This window comes from Paraburkholderia sp., assembly GCF_034668105.1.
Taxonomy (GTDB): Bacteria; Pseudomonadota; Gammaproteobacteria; order Burkholderiales; family Burkholderiaceae; genus Paraburkholderia.
In genome coordinates this window covers 1-18,129 of sequence record NZ_JAXDPY010000491.1, presented here as the reverse complement: position 1 = coordinate 18,129, position 18,129 = coordinate 1, and the positions used below count along the sequence as shown (strand labels likewise).

Below are 18,129 nucleotides of genomic sequence, written 5' to 3'. Positions count from 1 at the left end.
CCCGCGAGCGCGCGCATTCAAGCAAACCGCCATTGAAAGTACTCATGACAAGCGGCGCTTAAATGCTAAAAGCGATGTGGCCGCACCTGATAAGTGCTATGACGCGAGCGCGAGAACGGGCTCTCCAAAGTCCACTACCGCACGCGTCGGGCATTCGCCCATAATGTGCTTGCCTTCGTCCGGATCGAGCATTTCGACCAGATAGTCCACGAACGCGCGCACCGCCGGCACCATCCCCTGGCGCGACACGAATACCGCGTACAACTGCGGCGTCGGAAAGGTCCAACCCGGCATCACGGGCGACAACTGGCCCGCGCGCAATGCACTGCCGTACATCATCTCCGGCAATGCGGCGATTCCCACGCCGGATAACACCGCTTCACGAATTGTCATCAGATCGGCGGTGACGAGACGCGGTTCGTGTTCGTGCGCGTGGCGCGTGCCGTCGGGGGCGATCAGATCGAAGACGTGACGTCCGTCGCCGGTCGGCACGTCGAGCGTTTCGAAACGGTTCAGATCGGCAGGCAATAGCGGCGGCGCGTTCTGCTGCAACAGGCTCGGCGCACCGACCAGCATCTGCTGCGTGCGCCACAACGGGCGCACGACGATATTGGCGTTTTCCGGCGGATCGGAGCGTACGCGCAACGCGATGTCGATCGAATCCTCGAACAGATCTACCACGCGGTTCGTCACGCGCATGACCACCCGCACTTCCGGATAGCGATGCATGAATTCCGGCAGGATTTGCGACAGGATGGTCTGCGAAATCGTCACCGGCACGCTGACGCGCACCGTGCCGCGCGGCGACGAACGCAGCTGCTGCACGACGTTGACGGCCGCCTGCGCCTCGCTCAGCATTGCCTGGCAGTGCCGGTAGAAGAGCTGGCCGGCTTCCGTGAGCGCCAGCTTGCGGGTGGAGCGCTGCAGCAAACGTACGCCGAGCGACGCTTCCAGCTCGGTCAGGCGGCGGGAGAGGCGCGACTTGGAAATGCCCAGCACGCGCTCGGCGGCGGAAAAACCGCCGTGCTCGACGACCTGCGAAAAATACATGAGGTCATTCAGATTGTGTGAATCGATCTTCATCTCATCGTTCCAGTAATAGAACAATCCATTGCGTGACGGCGGCTGGCGCCTAGGAAAACGGTCCCTATAATAGCGCTATGTTTCAAAAATAACGCTATTCCCCTTTTCAGAGGTGACATTTGATGAGCACGAACCGCACGATCGAACGCACGTTTCCCGCTGTTCGCACGACCGAAGGTGGTGGCTTTATCGTCAACCGCCCATTTCCGACCCGCCTGCTGATGGATTTCGACCCGTTTCTGCTGCTCGACGAAATGGGCCCGATCGACTACGCGCCGGGCGAGGCTAAAGGTGCGCCGGATCATCCGCATCGTGGCTTCGAGACGGTCACGTATGTGCTCGAGGGGCAGTTCGGCCACAAGGATTCGGCGGGACACTCGGGAACCCTGCATGCCGGCGACGTGCAATGGATGACAGCGGGCGCAGGCGTCGTGCATAGCGAGATGCCGGATCCGTCATTCGTGCGCAGCGGTGGGCGCGTGCACGGCTTGCAGGTGTGGGTGAATCTGCCGCGCCGCGACAAAATGATCGAGCCGCGCTACCAGGAGATGCCGTCGGCCCGCATTCCGGTCGCGATGTCCGCAGACGGCACGGTGCGCGTCAAGGTGATCGCGGGCGAAGCGCTCGGCGTGAAGGCCGCGATCGAAACGCGCACACCGATCCTGTATCAGCATTTCTCGCTGCAACCGGGCGCAACGATCCAGCAGCCGGTGCCGGCCGACTATCGCGTGTTCGCCTACAGCCTGTCCGGCACAGGCTTCTACGGCGCAGGAGAGGCGCGCCAGAAAATCGGCGCCCAGAAGATGGTGGTGTTTCAGAACGACGGCGAATCGGTCACGCTCTCAGCGGGCGAGGAACCGCTCGAAGTGCTGCTGCTCGGCGGCGTGCCGCTGAAAGAACCGGTGGTGCGCTACGGTCCGTTCGTAATGAACACGGAAGACGAAATCCGCCAGGCCGTGATCGACTACCAGGCAGGACGGATGGGCGCGATCACGCACTGACCGTCTTGAGCACTGAGCGGCACGCTGACGGAGCGTGGCTGCTCAGGCACACGCCAGGATGCCGCGAGGCGCGCGTGCAAAGGGGCGCCAAAGCAGGCCTTAGCGCCCCGCCACCGGCGCGAAGGCCGAAAAATTCGTTCACAATAGCAATTCATGCCGCGCGCCACGCTGTCTCACCCTGACAGACCGTGGCGCGCGGCGATTTCCGTCCCTGTTCAGGAGCGCGCATGGCAGAGTCCACCGTCACCGCCCACATCGGTTCGACGAATTTCCAGGTCCTTTTCGATGACGGCAAGCACACGTGGCTCGCCGACGAACCAGAGTCGCTTGGCGGCGGCGATCGCGGGCCGACGCCCGTCGCGCTGTTGCTGTCGAGTCTCGGCGCGTGCACGTCGATCACGCTGAAGATGTACGCTCAGCGCAAGGGCTGGCCGCTCGCCGACGTGCGCGTGGCGCTGTCGATCGAAACCGGCGACGCGGGCTCGACCATCGACCGCAAAATCGTGCTGGAAGGCGATCTCTCGGACGAGCAGCGGGAACGGCTCTTGCAAATCGCCAATGCGTGCCCAGTTCACAAGATCCTCACGCATTCGATCACGATCCGCTCGGGTCTTGCCGTCGCCTGAGCCCTGAGCGCTGAGCGCTGAGCCCTGAGCCAGTCTCGCGATGCGGGAAGGGCCGGATGCTCCGGCTGACTGCCGGAGCCCGTGTATTGCAACGCTTTCATAGGAAGCCGTCGTTTTGAATTTCGAACACCTTATCCAGATCAACGATCCGTTGAATCCGCTTGTCGACGCGATGACCCGCGAGCAGTTGTGGGAGGGCCTCGTGTTGCGCGCCGAACAGCCGCAACTGTTCGTGATAGGACTCGACAGCTGCACCATTCTTTCGCGCGAAGGCGACACGCTTGAACGGGAGTTGCACTACGGCCAGGCCACCGTGCGTGACCGCGTGACGCTGCAGGATCACCAGAGCGTGCGCTACGATATTCTGCCGACCGCGGAGTACGTCGGCGGCTCGCTGACCATGACGATCGAGCAGCCTGACGAACTGCAGTTGTTCCTGCGCTTCGAATACGCGACCACCCTGCCCGTCTCCGACGATCAGGACGCGGTGCAAACGCAGGAAATCGTGAAGTCGGCGTATCGCGAAAACGATATCGACACCGTGCGGCTGATCCGCCAGTACGTGCAGACCAAGCAGGAGCCCGGTTCGTTGCATTGATGCGTGGGCGGGCACTCTGCCGGCCCGCTGCAGTGTTTGAGGCGCCCTCATGGAAGATGGCCTGCCTTTCCTTCTCGTTTCTCTCCGCTGTCATTCAGCTATCGAAAGTCGAATCCGATGAATTTCTCTTTCTTGTAAATAGGAATAGTTATCATTTAGAATTAACCCATCGAATCGACCAACAGCTAAAACGAATGACCGATCTCACGCGCTCTTCCACACTCAGCCTGCGCCGCCCGGCGGCCGCGCTGACCAGCCGTCCGAAGGCATCGACGGCCACGGCAACCGTCGCGAAACCCGCAGCGGATCGCGCCAACGGTTCGGGTGACACGTCGGATCGGGTCGTTCGCAGCGACAGCCTGCTGCAAGGACATAGCCACGTGAGCATCGTGCATAACGGCGAAACCTACCAGCTGCGTGCCACGCGCTTAGGCAAGCTGATTTTGACGAAGTAACGGGCGGCAACGAATCGCAGTCAGTACCGGGTATTGTGGGGACCACCTCCTCGAGAGGTGTTGGGCATTAGCCAGCCACGACGGCTTGCACGTGAGAACTAGACCCCTTCGTGCAGACACCAAGCCAGCCGTCGCAGCCAGCCAGGCCGCTTTTTTGGTTCTCACCCAACGCGGATGCACGAAACGACGTGTGTCGCGGATTCAGAAATTGAAAAGCCGTGGCATGCTGGCATCTCCACGGCTTTTTGCTTGGTACGGGCGCGGCCCCCTGGTTCCTGGAGCGCGCCGCAGCGCTCAGACTTACTTCGAAGCCCAGCCCCAGAACATCAGCCACCAGGCGCTGTCGACCACACCCAGCGCCGCGACAAACCACACCATCGCGAGGCCGCGTTGAACGAAGCGCTCGCTATAGCGGCGCGTAACGAGCCAGGCGAGCCACGCGCTCCACAGGTTGGCAATCGCCAGAATCGCGATACGCATGTCCGACGCCCACCACAGGGACACATGTTCCGCGCGCAGCAACGACAGCGTGGTCGCCGACAAACCGAGAAACACGCCTGCACCGGCAATCGGAATCAAGCCTTGCGTCAAATGATGCAGACGTACGGCGCTGAAACGCCCCAGCATGCGCGTCGCGCCCGTCAGCAACACCAGCAGGACCGTGCCATACACCAGCGCCGTGGCGAGGATATAGCCGATCACCATCGTGCCGTCGAGCCACGAGAACACATCGTTCTGCTCCGGGTAATGCGTGAACAGAAACCACGGTGCGTTGGTGTCGAGCGGCCATGTGATGTCGTGATCGACCAGCCATGTCGCGAAAAACATCTTCAAGTCGACAAACCAGCGCGAAGCGGTCCAGTGGAACGCGCCGATCGCGATGCCGAGCAGGCCGTACAGGATCAACGCGGTATCCCACGGGTTGGCCTGCTTGTCGCCGAGCTGCACGACTTCCGACGACGGCGCACGCCACGTCAGCGCAATCGCGTCGCGATGTCCGCTGCAGCGGCCGCACATATGACAGTCCGACGCGCCCTTCATATTGCGCAGCGGCACCAGCGGCGCGCAATTGATCGGAATCACGCGATGCCCGTGTTCACCGTTCCTGTACGAACGTCGCCACGCGTCTTCGTCGACCTTGTAATGGAACGGCGCGAGACGCGCGAGTAGCGAAAAAACCCCGTTGACGGGGCACAGATACTTGCACCAGACACGCTTCTCGCGTCCGTACAGCAAGCCGATGATCATCGCCGCAAAGGTCGAGCCGCCGAGCACCAGCAACACTGCCTTCGGATACTGGTAGACGCTAACCATCTGGCCGTAGATGGTGGTGATACCGAAGGCGACGAACGGCCAGCCGCCCCAGCGCATCCAGCGCGGAATCGCCCAGCCGCGGCCGTATTTGCTGGCGAATTCGGCGAGCGCGCCCTCAGGACACAGCACGCCACACCAGACGCGGCCGAGCATCACCATCGACAGCAGCACGAACGGCCACCAGATGCCCCAGAACACGAACTGCGCGGCGAGCGTCAGGTTATTCCACAGATGCGCGGTGTCGTCCGGCAGGGGCATTACCGCCGGCACGAGAATCAGGAACGCGTACGCCGCCACGACAACCCACTGAATGCCGCGGATCGCTGTGCCGTGGCGCTGCATCCACTGACCGGCCGCGGCGAGGCGCCCTGGGCGGGTCATCAGGGTGCTCATGCCGCGCGCCCCGCGGCCTGCCGCGCCGGCTTGCGATTCGCGCGGCGCAGCAGCAGATAGACCACCGCCCAGTACACGGCGTAGGCGAGCAGATTCATCAGCGCCGGGTGAGCGCGATAACCCGTGAGCGTCGCGACCAGCGAACCGAACGTGCTCGAGTCATCGAGGATCGCCGACGAATTCCACACCTGGTCGATGACCGTCGGCAGGATTTCCTTGTCGATCAGCTTGTCCACGCCGGTCTGGAACAGACCCGCACCGAGAAACAGCAACATGATTTCCGTGACGCGAAAGAAGAGCCGCCACGAGAAGAGCTTGCCGCCTAGCTGCAAAATGTAGAACGTCAGGAACGCGAGACCGAGGCCGATCACGACCGCGAGCATCTGGCTGCCAGCCACATGACCCGATTGGCCGAAACCGAGGCCGTACAGGAAGATCACCGTTTCGCTGCCCTCACGCGCGATCGCCAGTGCGACCAGCAACGCGACGCCCCACCAGTTCGAATCGCGTTTGCTCTTTTGCAGCGACTGTTCCATATCGCGCTTGAGCGTGCGGCCGTGCTGCTTCATCCACAGCACCATCTGCACGATCAGCACGCACGCGACCAGCACCATCGCGGTCTGGAAATAATCCTGTGCGTCACCGGAGAGCACGTCGGTGACACCGACCAGCGCCGCGCCCAGCGCGATCGCCGCGATCACACCGGCGGCCACGCCGCCCCACAGGTACGGCAAACCGCGGCGCGCATCGTCGTCGCCATTTTTCAGCCACGCGTACAGGATGCCGACGACCAGCAAGGCCTCGACACTTTCCCGCCACACAATGAATAGAATCTGACCCATCCAAGCTCTCCCTTCTACCTTCTACTGCTGTGGCGAACGTGTGACCCGACCGCCCAAGGCCCGCGCTCGCCTCCCAAGCCACTATTTCACGACGATCACGCCCTGCGCCTGCTGATGGAAATCGTCGAAGAACTTGTACTCGCCCGGCTGCTGCGGCGCGATCACGACGAACGATTCGCCGCCTGGCGCCAACACCTTTTCTTTGCGCAATTGCACGCTTTCGAATTCGGCGGCGCCTTTGCCGGTGTTGTGGATTTCGATTTTGATGCGCTGCCCCGCCGGCACTTCGATACGAGCCGGATTCAGCTTGCCGTCGTTCATTTCCAGCTTGAAGGTCGGCAGATCCGCTGCGTGCGCGGCGCCCGCCAGCAAAGCGGTCACGGCGAACATCGCGATCTTTCGGTTAATTCTCATTAGGCATTCCGGAAAACGCGGCGCGCGGTTTTCATGACCCGCCCGCCGGCTGCTGCATTCATTCACCCGCTGACACGCGGCCACACAGCGATGCGGGGCGAGCCGTGATGATCTGGGTCCGCGGCGATATTGGCCGGATCAGTAGCCGCCCTTCTTGCCGATACCCGCGAACGTGAAGTCGTATTCGAGCGTAATCGGCTTGAACCATGGACCCACGCCGGTTTCCTTGTCGACGTGGCGGCCGAAAGCCATATGCCCGGTTTGCATCGGCGGTTCGACGATGAGCTTCAGGTGATACTTGCCCGGACCTTGCAGCTTGACGTTGTCGCCATAGTGCGGACCGTCGTTGGCGACCATCGCCATCATGTCGCCCTTCTGGGTCTGATTCGAACCCGCTTTCGTCAGTTCATAACGCACCTGCAGATACGGCATCCAGTCACCTTCGGCGAAACCCGTCGGGTTGTTCTTGACTGCGTGGATGTCTGCCTCGAGGTGAACGTCGGAATCCGACGCCTTGCGCATCATGCCTTCCGGTTCCATGGTGATGGGCTGCAGATAGACCGCGCCGATTTCCATGCCGCCCTGGATCCTATGCTGGCCGATCGGGTATTCCGCAGCCGTTGCCGAGAAGGCCGCCACCGCGGCCACCGCTGCGGCGCCGCCACGCACAAATGAAGAAATCCGCATTGAAACTCCTTGTTTTTTTATCTGACTGGAATCGAACCGATTGGAACAGTGCGTTGCGCATGCGTTGGTGCAACGGCGCAGCCCGCAAAAAGGCGGTGACCGTAAGCAAATCGCATATGCGAACGTTAATGCGAACCATTCTCAATATTGGTCGAGTTTATCATCGTTCGTCAGGGAGGACAAATCTGGCGGGCGGCTAAGCCCTACGGCTGCAGGGTCTTAAGGCCGTCTTAAGGAATCGGGGGTCGGCGGAACGCCTGGCAGGTTGCCAGGCTTGATGAGACTGGGCACGGCACGTTGCCGCGCCCAGAACGGAAGCGCGCTTCTTTAGACGCCAGGCACGTGATCGCCGACGTTCGCGCCGAACACGCGCTGACGCAGCAACGCCAGCTGGTCGCGAGTCTGCGCGGCTTTTTCGAACTCGAGATTCTTGGCGTGCTCCATCATCTGCTTTTCGAGACGCTTGAGTTCCTTGGCGAGCTGCTTCTCGGACATGTCCTCGAATTTAGCGCGAGTTTGCTGTTCCTTCAGCTCGGCGCGGGCGTCGTCGACGTTGTACACCCCGTCAATGATGTCGCGAATCCGCTTGACCACGCCGCGCGGCGTAATGCCGTTTTCGAGGTTGAAAGCGATCTGCTTGGCGCGCCGCCGCTCGGTTTCGTCGATCGCGCGGCGCATCGAGTCGGTCACCCGATCCGCATACAGAATCGCCTTGCCGTTCACGTTCCGCGCGGCCCGGCCGATGGTCTGGATCAGCGAGCGCTCGGCGCGCAGGAAACCTTCCTTGTCCGCGTCGAGGATCGCCACCAGCGAGACTTCCGGAATATCCAGCCCTTCGCGCAGCAAGTTGATCCCGACCAGCACATCGAATGTGCCCAGTCGCAAATCGCGAATGATTTCGACCCGTTCCACGGTATCGATGTCGCTGTGCAGGTAACGCACCTTGACGCCGTGGTCGGCCAGAAACTCGGTCAGTTGCTCGGCCATCCGCTTGGTCAGCACCGTGACCAGCACTCGGTCGCCGACCTTGACGCGTTCGTTGATTTCCGCGAGCACATCGTCGACCTGGGTGCGCGCCGGGCGCACCTCGATTTCCGGATCGACGAGGCCGGTAGGACGCACCAGCTGTTCGGCCACCTGCCCGGCCGTTTTCTGCTCGTAATCGGCAGGCGTAGCCGACACGAACACGACCTGACGCATCTTGCGCTCGAACTCGTTGAACTTGAGCGGGCGATTATCGAGCGCCGACGGCAGGCGAAAACCGTAGTCCACCAGATTCTCTTTACGTGCCCGGTCGCCGTTGTACATGCCGTTCAACTGACCGATCAGCACGTGCGATTCGTCGAGCAGCATCAGCGCATCGGAGGGCAGATAGTCGACCAGCGTGGGCGGCGGCTCGCCGGGGGCCGCGCCCGAGAAGTGCCGGGAGTAGTTCTCGATGCCCTTGCAGAAGCCCAGCTCCTGCAACATCTCCAGATCGAAGCGGGTGCGCTGCTCGAGCCGCTGCGCTTCGACGAGTTTGCCGCTGCTATAGAAGAATTCGAGCCGGTCGCGCAGTTCGGTCTTGATCGTTTCGACCGCGCGCACCACGGTATCGCGCGGCGTCACATAGTGCGACGACGGGTACACGGTAAAGCGGGAAATCTTCTGCCGCACGCGGCCGGTGAGCGGATCGAACAGTTGCAGCGTCTCGACCTCGTCGTCGAACAACTCGATGCGCACCGCCATTTCGGCGTGCTCGGCCGGGAAAATATCGATCGTGTCGCCGCGCACGCGGAACGAGCCGCGCTGGAAGTCGGCTTCATTGCGGTTGTACTGCATCGCGATCAGGCGGGCGATGATGTCGCGCTGGCCGAGCTTGTCGCCGGTACGCAGCGTCAGAATCATCTTGTGATATTCGGACGGGTTACCGATACCGTAAATCGCCGACACCGTGCCGACGATGATCACGTCGCGCCGCTCCATCAGGCTCTTGGTGGCCGACAGCCGCATCTGCTCGATGTGCTCGTTGATCGACGAATCTTTCTCGATGAACAGATCGCGCTGCGGCACGTACGCTTCCGGCTGGTAGTAGTCGTAGTACGAAACGAAGTACTCCACCGCATTGCGCGGAAAGAACTCGCGGAACTCGGAATAGAGCTGCGCGGCGAGCGTCTTGTTCGGCGCGAACACCATGGCCGGCCGGCCGAGCCGCGCGATGGTATTGGCCATCGTGAACGTTTTTCCGGAGCCGGTCACACCGAGCAGCGTCTGGAACGACAAGCCGTCCTCCACGCCTTCGACGAGCGTGTCGATCGCCGTCGGCTGGTCGCCGGCGGGCGGATACGGCTGGTAAAGCTGGAAGGGCGAGCCTTCGAACGTGACGAATTTGGATTCGTCGAGCGTCTCGTCGGCTTCAGTCAGATGTTGTTCGGACATGGGGAGCGGCACCGGGCCTTGGGCAAAGAACCATTCTAACGGGTTGCGGGAACCCGAGCCGAGCGGGTCTGCGTAGGGGGTTGAGGCGGCGGCGGGATGCTTGCGGCTCCGTTTTGCTGGCTCGCTGCGGTGCTTGCCTGGCGGCTCGCTTGCGGCCGTCCCGGGCCGGTCCACTACGACCACATGACGCCTGAGTGCCTGTTTTTCAAGCAAAAAATTCAGTCCAACAGACGTTGTCGTCCGAAAAATGCCCGCGGATTCGCTACAATGGCAAGTTGCGCTCGCTCGCCGACGCCCGCCTTCCGTCTGAATCGTCTGTCAGACACCTTTGGCCGGGCCGCCCGCGTTCGAAGCCGCCCTCTTCTCACTACCGCTGCTACCCATCATGTCTCTGTTCTCCGCCGTCGAACTTGCTCCCCGCGACCCGATTCTGGGCCTGAACGAAGCCTTCAACGCCGATGCGCGCGCTACCAAGGTCAACCTTGGCGTTGGTGTGTACTTCAATGAAGAAGGCAAGATTCCGCTGCTGCGCGCCGTGCGCGACGCGGAAAAGGCACGTGTCGAAGCCGCGCTGCCGCGTGGCTATCTGCCGATCGAAGGCATCGCTGCCTACGACGCCGCCGTGCAAAAGCTGCTGCTCGGCAATGACTCGCCGCTGATCGCCGCAGGCCGCGTTGTGACGGCGCAAGCACTGGGCGGCACGGGCGCGCTGAAAATCGGCGCCGACTTCCTGAAGCGCCTGAACCCTTCGGCCAAGGTCGCGATCAGCGATCCGAGCTGGGAAAACCACCGCGCGCTGTTCGAAGGCGCCGGCTTCGAAGTGGTGTCCTACCCGTACTATGACGCGCACACGCACGGCGTGAATTTCGAAGGCATGCTGAACGCGCTGAACAGCTATGCCGCCGGCACGGTTGTCGTGCTGCACGCGTGCTGCCACAACCCGACCGGCGTGGACCTGAACGTCGACCAATGGAAGCAGATCGTCGAAGTCGTCAAGGCGCGCAATCTGGTGCCGTTCCTCGACATCGCGTATCAAGGTTTCGGCGACAACATCGATTCCGACGCTGCAGCAGTCCGTCTGTTCGCGGCTTCCGGACTGAACGTGTTCGTGTCGTCGTCTTTCTCGAAGTCGTTTTCGCTGTACGGCGAGCGCGTCGGCGCACTGTCGATCATCACGGCAAGCAAGGAAGAATCGGCTCGCGTGCTGTCGCAACTGAAGCGCGTGATCCGCACCAACTATTCGAACCCGCCTACGCACGGTGGCTCGGTGGTCGCAGCGGTGCTCGCGTCGGCGGAACTGCGCGCCACGTGGGAAACGGAACTCGGCGAAATGCGCGACCGCATTCGCGCCATGCGTAACGGCCTGGTCGAACGTCTTAAGGCAAGCGGCGTGGATCGCGATTTCAGCTTCGTGAACGCGCAACGCGGCATGTTCTCGTACTCGGGTCTGACCGCGCCGCAAGTGGACCGTCTGCGTGAAGAGTTCGGCATCTACGCTGTGAGCACGGGCCGCATCTGCGTGGCTGCGCTGAATACGCGCAACCTCGACGGCGTGGCTAGCGCCATCGCTCACGTGCTGAAGTAAGGCATTCAGAGCGCGAGCGACTATTGCGCGCGCTTTGCTTTACTTTACTGACGCCGCTTGGGCTGCTCGTCTTGGGCTGCTCGTGTTACTTAGGCTGACTGAACGGCTTGTAGAAACGGCGCCCATTTCGGGCGCCGTTTTTTATTGGCTGCTACCGCAACACTACTGCGATCGCACCGCACGCGCTGCGACCGCTTTAGCGCGCATCCCGATGAATATCATGCGTGACAAACCCCGCGTCGTTGTCGGGCATGGCCAGCCAATCGGGTTGAGCAAGCGAGTGACGAATATCTTCCAGACCACTCTGCCAGTGCTCACGCATCGTGGACAGACCGAACTGGAAGTCCTTGTAGTGTCCTTCGTACTCTTTGTGCCGGTAGATGAGATGGATCACGTTGTAGCGCTTCGAACACGACAGATCATCCGCCAGCTTGCACCACGGATCGTCGCGCTGGTCAGACGGCACGCGATCGAGCACCTCGCGCAGCACATGCCGGAAACGCTGCGAACGTTGCAGCATATCGGTCACGAGACGCGTGCGGCTCGAGTACTGAATGTCTTTCATGCGCCCTTGAACATCAGTGATGTTGTCCGGCACCGGCCCGATCGCGCTCCATAGATCGACCTGGAACGCGAGCGTGTCGCGACGCGGCGTGGACTGAATCACCTCGTAGAGCGGCGTGTTCGACATCAAGCCGCCGTCCCAATAGTACTGGCCGTCGATTTCAACCGCCGCGAAACCCGGCGGCAACGCACCTGATGCCATGAAATGCTCCGGCTTCAGTTTCGTATGCGTGTTATCGAAGTACGCAAAATTGCCGGTACCGCAATTCACCGCACCCACCGACACACGCATCTCACCGGAATTGATCCGGTCGAAATCACATAAAGCTTCGAGGGTCGCTTTCAGCGGCGTGGTGTCGTAGTAGCTCGCCAACTGCGGCGGCCCGGAAACGGTGGGCAACGGCGGCGGGAAACGCGGCACGAAAAAGCCCTTTTGCCCTTCCACGATCGCGCCTATTGCCTGGGTGGCCGTGAAGGCCTTGCGAATGGCGTCGCTGGAATTGAATAGTGCGTGCTCGATAAACGCCGGCAACGGCGGCCCGAACGCCGGTTGGCAAATCGTTTCCCAGAATTGCAGCAGCCGCTCGACGCGTTTTTCGGGCGGATTCCCAGCAATGACGGCTGTGTTGAGCGCGCCGATCGAAATGCCGGCAAGCCAGTTCGGCTCGATTCCGGCTTCATACAGTCCCTGAAAGACGCCGGCCTGATAAGCACCCAGGGCGCCGCCGCCTTGCAGCATCAACGCGACGGTTTCGTAGTTAGGCAAATGGAGATGCCGGCCGGGATGCGCGGCGGGAGCCGGACCGGCACCCTCGCCTTCCCCACCGCCGAGCGCGCCAGCGCGCGCCTGCTTGAGATTGCGCTGCGCCATGGGCGCCTCCTTATTGCATATACCAGCCGTGGCTCACAATAAAGGACTGGCCAGTCAGCGCCGCCGTCGGGAACGTGGACAGGAACAGCACTGTTTGCGCGACGTCTTCCACCGTGGTGAAAATGCCGTCGACCGTGCCACCCAGCATCACGCGCTTAACGACGTCTTCTTCGCTGATGCCAAGCTCTTTGGCTTGCTCGGGAATCTGCTTGTCGACAAGCGGCGTACGCACGAAACCGGGACACACCACATGCGAGCGCACATTGTGTTTCGCGCCTTCCTTGGCCAGTACACGCGAAAGCCCCAGCAGTGCATGCTTGGCCGTTACATAGGCGGATTTCAGCGGGGATGCTTCGTGCGAATGGACCGAGCCCATGTAGATCACGATGCCGCCGCGATCGTCCTTGTACATGTGCTTGAGCGCGGCCTTGGTGGTGAGGAAGGCGCCGTCCACGTGGATTGCCTGCATCTTCTTCCAGTCGGAAAACGAGTAGTTCTCGATCGGATTGACGATCTGAATGCCGGCGTTGGAAATCAGAATGTCGATCGAGCCGAACTCGGCCGCGACTTTCTCGATGCCCTGGTTGACGGCGTCTTCGTTCGTGACGTCCATCGCCACGCCGATGGCCTTTCCGCCACCCTTTTTGATTTCTTCAGCGACGGCGTTCGCGCCGTCCTGGTTCAGGTCGGCGATCGCGACCGCGGCACCCGCGGCGGACAGCGTGAGCGCAATCTGCTTGCCGATGCCGCTCGCCGCGCCGGTAACCACCGCGACCTTGCCATTCAGATTCGTGTTCAGTGACGACATCCAGAACCTCCATGCAGTTGATGAGCAATGAGACCACGGGCCGCAGGCGGCGTGAAGTCCGCCAAACGGCATAGGCCGTTTGGCCGAATGCTGCACTGCGGCCAACGCTGCTATTGTGCATGAACCGTGCGAACTGCATCCGTAAACCGCACATCGAGCCTTATCTCTTTAAACTAGGCGTTTTCAGCGAGATTCCAGCGGCATCACTACCAAGGAGGAATGCATGAATTATCGACGTCTGGGCCGTTCCGGCCTGCAAGTCAGCGAACTGTCCATCGGCTCATGGGTCACCTACGGCAACCAGGTGGATCATCGTGCGGCGCGCGAGTCCCTCGCGGCCGCGCGCGATGCGGGGGTCAACTTCTTCGACAACGCGGAGGTGTACGCCGCCGGCCAATCCGAAGAGATCATGGGTCAGGCGCTCAAGGAACTGGCGTGGCCGCGCGTGAGCTATGTGGTATCGACGAAATTTTTCTGGGGGCTCAACGAAGCGCCGAACCAGTACCACACGCTGAACCGCAAATATTTGCTTAACGCGATCGACACGTCGCTAAAACGCCTGCAGCTCGATTATGTCGATCTGGTGTTCTGTCATCGTCCTGACCCGAACACGCCGGTCGAGGAAACCGTCTGGGCCATGAGCGACATGATCACTCGCGGCAAGGCGCTGTACTGGGGCACGTCTGAATGGAGCGCCGATGAAATCCGCGCGGCTTACGATATCGCGGAGCGGCATCACCTGCACAAGCCGGTCATGGAGCAGCCGCAGTACAACCTGTTTCACCGCAATCGGGTCGAGCAGGAATACAAGCGGCTTTATGAGGATATCGGCCTTGGGCTGACCACATGGAGTCCGCTCGCCTCCGGCCTGCTGACGGGCAAGTACCGCGACGGCGTACCTGCCGATAGCCGCGCGCAACTGCAAGGCTACGAGTGGCTGCGCAAACAGGTCACCGATGCCGGCAAGAACAATGTGGTCGGCAAGCTGGGCGAAGTGGCCGACGAGCTAGGCTGCACGGTCGGCCAGTTGGCGATTGGGTGGATTCTGAAGAATCCGCATGTGAGCACGGTCATCACCGGCGCGTCGCGCGTCGAACAGATCGCTGAGAACATGAAGTCCGCCGATGTGGCCGAGCAGATCACGCCGGAGATCAAGCAACGGATCGAGGAAATCATCGGCGACGCCCACGACTGAGCGGCCGCTCGCCGGACGAAGGCGCATGGCCCGCGCATCATCCGGGCCGTGTCCCGCGCAACGCGCTACGGAAGGCAACGCGCGGTCGCGTACAATACGCGACCGCGCCGCACTTCTTCAGTTGTGCTGCTGCATTGCACTCGCATCGCCGAATCCGCCCTGGACCGGCACGCCCTCTTTCAGCGTCTCCTCATCATGCTCAGCTATCGCCACGCCTTTCATGCAGGCAATCACGCCGACGTTCTGAAACACGCCGTCGTGTTGCAGCTACTGCGCTACCTCGGCCAGAAGGACAAAGCCTACTGGTATATCGACACGCACGCGGGCGCCGGCGTCTATTCGCTGAAGGAAGGCTACGCGACCAAAACCGGCGAGTTCCAGACCGGCATCGCCAAGCTATGGGGGCGTAACGACCTGCCGCCGATCTTCGCGGATTACGTCGACGAAGTGAGCGCGCTGAATCCGGACGGCCAGTTGCGCTTCTACCCGGGTTCGCCGTATATCGCGTGGCGGCAGATGCGCGAGCAGGACCGCATGCGCCTGTTCGAACTGCACACCACTGAAATCGACGTGCTACGCCATAACTTCCGCGACGCAGGCCGCCGCGCAATGCTTTATGCGGGCGACGGCTTCGACGGCATCCTCGCATTGCTGCCGCCGGCGCCGCGCCGCGCGCTGGTGCTGCTCGATCCGTCGTATGAAGACAAGCGCGACTACACGCGCACACTGCGCTGCGTCGAAGAAAGTCTGAAGCGCTTTCCGACTGGCACCTACGCGGTCTGGTATCCGCAGGTAAGACGCCTTGAATCGCAGCGCTTCCCCGATCAGTTGAAAAAGCTGCAGGAGCGCAACTGGCTGCATGTGAGCCTGACCGTCAGCAATCCGCCGGCCGACGGCTTCGGCTTGTTCGGCAGCGGCATGTTCATCCTGAATCCGCCTTATACGCTGGCGAAAACGCTGAAAGACCAGATGCCCTGGCTGGTCCAGGCGCTCGGCCAGGACAAGGCCGCGCAGTTCAAGGTCGAATATCGCGGCGATTGAACGCGGTTGCGGGCTCCACGCGAACTTGTAGCGGGGCGGTCAAGGCGCGCTCATATCACGCGCGCCTTACCACTCGGGGTGCCGCCGTAGCCGGACGCAGCCGCTAATTGCTCGCCGTAACAGCCTGCTGGACGAGCTCGATCCGCTGACGGACATCCGCACGGCCGCGTAAGTTACCCGCCACGAGACCACTTACTTGAGTTGCTCTGCAGCTTTACGAGCGAAGTCGTTGGTATAAGTCGCGTTCAGATCGATTTTCTTCGGATCGAGCCGATTATCGAACGACGCCAACGCGCGCAATGAGGTGGCCGGACCATCCGCGGGCATCAAGCCATCGGGTGAATACGCGTCGCGCACGTTGTGGAACGACTCCACATAGAGTGCCGAATCGTTGAGCAAATAGGCCGGCGGCACCATCTTCAGCAAGTCAGCATCGCTCGCGGTTTGCAACCAGCGGTCCGCGCGCACGATCGCATTGGCGAGCGCCTGCGTCGTCTTCGGATACTTCTGGATGAAAGTCTCCGATGCATAAAGCGTCGCCGCCGGCATCGTGCCGCCGAATATCTCCTGCGTGCCCTTCACGGTACGTGTATCGACCAGCACTTTGATCGCGCCGCTGCGCGTCAGCTTGGTCATCATCGGATCGACATTCGACAACGCGTCGAGCTGTCCCCCGCTCACCGCGGCGAGTACCGTGGCACCGCTGCCCACGCCGATCGCCGAAATCTCGTTGCGTTGCACGCCGGCCTTGCGCAACGCCACGGTGAGCACCAGATCCGTCGACGAACCCGGCGCGCTCACGCCGACTTTCGCCCCCTTGAAGTCCGCCAATGTCTTGATCTGATCCGCCTTCGACTTCAACACGGCGACGACGATCTGCGGCGCGCGGCCCATCAGCGCGAACGCGCGGTAGTGTTGCCCCTTTGCCTGCATGAACAGCGTGTGCTCGAATGCGCCTGCTCCCACGTCGGCGCTGCCACCTACGACCGCTTCCAGCGCCTTGGACCCGCCCGCAAAATCTTCTAGCGTGACGTCGAGCCCTTCGTCCTTGAAGTAGCCCAACTGCTGGGCGGCGAGTACCGGCAAATAGTAGAGGCCCGGCAAACCGCCGACAGCGATGGTCAGCGTGGGCTTTTCCGGTGTATCCCTGGCGATCGCGACGCCGGGCAGCGCGGTGGCTGCGAGCAGCACGATCAATGTCGCGCAGGTACCGGCGGCATGCCGCATCCATTGAGTAGGCATTGAATGTCTCCTTGTTCTATTTTCATTCGATGCGATGGCGCGACGCATCGTGCATGGCCAACATCGCGGGCGAGAGAGCGCGCGCAACGATTGTCGTCGCACGGTTTCTTGCGCGCCATGCGCCGAAACCCGAATGCCGCGTGGAGTCTCGCGTATTAGCCGCAGGCTTGCGTGCACATGCGGCGGCACGGCAGCGGGGGCGCCGCCCGAGACTTCAACAGACGGAAAAGAAACAACTGGGTAGCCGCGCGCGAAAGACGCTTATTGCGTGTGCGGCGCCGGACGAGGTTGTGGCCGGGGTTGTGGATACGGCGTGCCACCGCCGGCAGGCACCGGGATGTAGGGCGCGACAACAACCGGTATCGACGAATTGGGCGACAACTCCGCAGGCGTCGCGATGGGCTGCGCTTCTACGATCGGCTGACGCGAAAGCGGCGCGGTTTGCAGCACGGTGCCGCTCTGACCGTCGCTTATCCCGCCCTGCGAGTCGAGTATCACGGGCTTGCGGGCGTTGTTGCTGGACGCGGCGAAAGTCGCGGGTACGGCGAAAACCGTTGTCAGCGAGGCCGCGACGGCCATGACCACGACGGTTTTGAGCAAACGGACAGGAAGCATTAGGCGGACCGGTTAGGTTTGAAAATGCCGGATTGCGCAGAAAACGCTTTACCTTACCGCGGTGCTGACCGTCAGGCTAGTCGTTATTGGCCATGAGTAGCGTCAGCGCGCCACTTGCCGTGAAATTTTCGGGCTCCAGATGTGACAAAGCCCCGTCTATACGGGGCTCAACACTTTACCGCGATGGCCGCGCACGAACGCTGCCGGGTCAAACTCAATGCGATTGAAACTTACAGCGAATAGCCGTTGGTTTCGAGCGAGCGGATGCGTTGTTCGAGCTGAACGATATCCGACGACGATGCGAGATAGGCTTCACGACGGCTGCGTTCTGCAGTTTCAAACCAGGTGCTCAGCTTTTCAAGTACGTATGCAAACAT

Annotated in this window: 19 protein-coding genes; 7 read left to right on the top strand and 12 right to left on the bottom strand. The window is 61.7% G+C overall.

Going from position 1 to position 18,129, the window contains the following annotated elements; genetic code table 11:
* Positions 1 to 96 precede the first annotated feature (96 nt).
* Positions 97 to 1,083, bottom strand: a complete 987-nt coding sequence (locus tag QOC89_RS22265; protein WP_323046994.1) for a LysR family transcriptional regulator — start codon at positions 1,081 to 1,083, stop codon at positions 97 to 99.
* Between the two features lie 122 nt (positions 1,084 to 1,205).
* On the opposite strand from QOC89_RS22265, the gene QOC89_RS22260 reads away from it, so the two are divergent.
* The 4 genes from QOC89_RS22260 to hemP all read left to right on the top strand — a co-directional run bounded on the left by QOC89_RS22260 (position 1,206) and on the right by hemP (position 3,763).
* The gene (locus QOC89_RS22260) at positions 1,206 to 2,084 is read left to right on the top strand and encodes a pirin family protein (protein ID WP_323046993.1); all 879 of its coding nucleotides are present in this window, start codon (positions 1,206 to 1,208) and stop codon (positions 2,082 to 2,084) included.
* A gap of 227 nt (positions 2,085 to 2,311) precedes the next feature.
* Positions 2,312 to 2,710 (top strand): OsmC family protein, encoded by a 399-nt coding sequence (locus tag QOC89_RS22255; RefSeq protein WP_323046992.1) that lies wholly within the window; start codon positions 2,312 to 2,314, stop codon positions 2,708 to 2,710.
* 115 nt (positions 2,711 to 2,825) lie between these two features.
* Positions 2,826 to 3,308 carry an SRPBCC family protein gene (locus QOC89_RS22250; RefSeq protein ID WP_323046991.1) on the top strand — a complete coding sequence of 161 codons (483 nt, stop codon included), beginning with the start codon at positions 2,826 to 2,828 and terminating at the stop codon, positions 3,306 to 3,308.
* A 194-nt stretch (positions 3,309 to 3,502) separates the two neighbouring features.
* Entirely contained in the window at positions 3,503 to 3,763 is a 261-nt protein-coding gene (hemP, locus tag QOC89_RS22245) for a hemin uptake protein HemP (RefSeq protein WP_323046995.1), read from the top strand.
* Between the two features lie 300 nt (positions 3,764 to 4,063).
* On the opposite strand, the gene QOC89_RS22240 is transcribed toward hemP, so the two are convergent.
* The 5 genes from QOC89_RS22240 to uvrB all read right to left on the bottom strand — a co-directional run bounded on the left by QOC89_RS22240 (position 4,064) and on the right by uvrB (position 9,831).
* On the bottom strand, positions 4,064 to 5,470 hold the full coding sequence (locus QOC89_RS22240; protein ID WP_323046990.1) for a 4Fe-4S binding protein: 1,407 nt from the start codon (positions 5,468 to 5,470) through the stop codon (positions 4,064 to 4,066).
* Positions 5,467 to 6,312 (bottom strand): FTR1 family iron permease, encoded by an 846-nt coding sequence (locus QOC89_RS22235; protein ID WP_323046989.1) that lies wholly within the window; start codon positions 6,310 to 6,312, stop codon positions 5,467 to 5,469. The genes QOC89_RS22240 and QOC89_RS22235 overlap by 4 nt, the downstream gene beginning before the upstream one ends.
* Before the next feature lie 81 nt (positions 6,313 to 6,393).
* Entirely contained in the window at positions 6,394 to 6,726 is a 333-nt protein-coding gene (locus QOC89_RS22230) for a cupredoxin domain-containing protein (RefSeq protein WP_323046988.1), read from the bottom strand.
* 138 nt (positions 6,727 to 6,864) lie between these two features.
* A complete protein-coding gene (locus tag QOC89_RS22225; protein ID WP_323046987.1) occupies positions 6,865 to 7,413 on the bottom strand; it encodes an iron transporter in 549 nt (182 codons plus the stop codon).
* Positions 7,414 to 7,740: 327 nt separating this feature from the next.
* The gene (uvrB, locus tag QOC89_RS22220; RefSeq protein WP_179741693.1) at positions 7,741 to 9,831 is read right to left on the bottom strand and encodes an excinuclease ABC subunit UvrB; all 2,091 of its coding nucleotides are present in this window, start codon (positions 9,829 to 9,831) and stop codon (positions 7,741 to 7,743) included.
* 385 nt (positions 9,832 to 10,216) lie between these two features.
* On the opposite strand from uvrB, the gene QOC89_RS22215 reads away from it, so the two are divergent.
* Entirely contained in the window at positions 10,217 to 11,416 is a 1,200-nt protein-coding gene (locus QOC89_RS22215; RefSeq protein WP_323046986.1) for an amino acid aminotransferase, read from the top strand.
* Positions 11,417 to 11,612: 196 nt separating this feature from the next.
* On the opposite strand, the gene QOC89_RS22210 is transcribed toward QOC89_RS22215, so the two are convergent.
* Positions 11,613 to 12,851, bottom strand: a complete 1,239-nt coding sequence (locus QOC89_RS22210) for a patatin-like phospholipase family protein (RefSeq protein WP_323046985.1) — start codon at positions 12,849 to 12,851, stop codon at positions 11,613 to 11,615.
* Positions 12,852 to 12,861: 10 nt separating this feature from the next.
* Positions 12,862 to 13,659, bottom strand: a complete 798-nt coding sequence (locus tag QOC89_RS22205; protein WP_323046984.1) for a 3-hydroxybutyrate dehydrogenase — start codon at positions 13,657 to 13,659, stop codon at positions 12,862 to 12,864.
* Positions 13,660 to 13,882: 223 nt separating this feature from the next.
* Here QOC89_RS22205 and QOC89_RS22200 point away from each other — a divergent pair, with 223 nt between their 5' ends.
* On the top strand, positions 13,883 to 14,854 hold the full coding sequence (locus QOC89_RS22200) for an aldo/keto reductase (RefSeq protein ID WP_323046983.1): 972 nt from the start codon (positions 13,883 to 13,885) through the stop codon (positions 14,852 to 14,854).
* A 117-nt stretch (positions 14,855 to 14,971) separates the two neighbouring features.
* Here QOC89_RS22200 and QOC89_RS22195 read toward each other — a convergent pair whose 3' ends face one another.
* Positions 14,972 to 15,106, bottom strand: coding sequence for a hypothetical protein (locus QOC89_RS22195; protein WP_323046996.1), 135 nt, complete (start codon positions 15,104 to 15,106; stop codon positions 14,972 to 14,974).
* On the opposite strand from QOC89_RS22195, the gene QOC89_RS22190 reads away from it, so the two are divergent.
* The gene (locus QOC89_RS22190) at positions 15,050 to 15,895 is read left to right on the top strand and encodes a 23S rRNA (adenine(2030)-N(6))-methyltransferase RlmJ (protein ID WP_323046982.1); all 846 of its coding nucleotides are present in this window, start codon (positions 15,050 to 15,052) and stop codon (positions 15,893 to 15,895) included. The two genes, QOC89_RS22195 and QOC89_RS22190, sit on opposite strands and share 57 nt — an antisense overlap.
* A gap of 192 nt (positions 15,896 to 16,087) precedes the next feature.
* Here QOC89_RS22190 and QOC89_RS22185 read toward each other — a convergent pair whose 3' ends face one another.
* The 3 genes from QOC89_RS22185 to QOC89_RS22175 all read right to left on the bottom strand — a co-directional run.
* A complete protein-coding gene (locus tag QOC89_RS22185; protein ID WP_323046981.1) occupies positions 16,088 to 17,137 on the bottom strand; it encodes an ABC transporter substrate-binding protein in 1,050 nt (349 codons plus the stop codon).
* A 261-nt stretch (positions 17,138 to 17,398) separates the two neighbouring features.
* Positions 17,399 to 17,752, bottom strand: a complete 354-nt coding sequence (locus QOC89_RS22180) for a hypothetical protein (protein ID WP_323046980.1) — start codon at positions 17,750 to 17,752, stop codon at positions 17,399 to 17,401.
* Positions 17,753 to 17,982: 230 nt separating this feature from the next.
* The coding region (locus QOC89_RS22175; protein WP_074284875.1) for a DUF3563 family protein at positions 17,983 to 18,129 on the bottom strand (147 nt) is incomplete at its 5' end.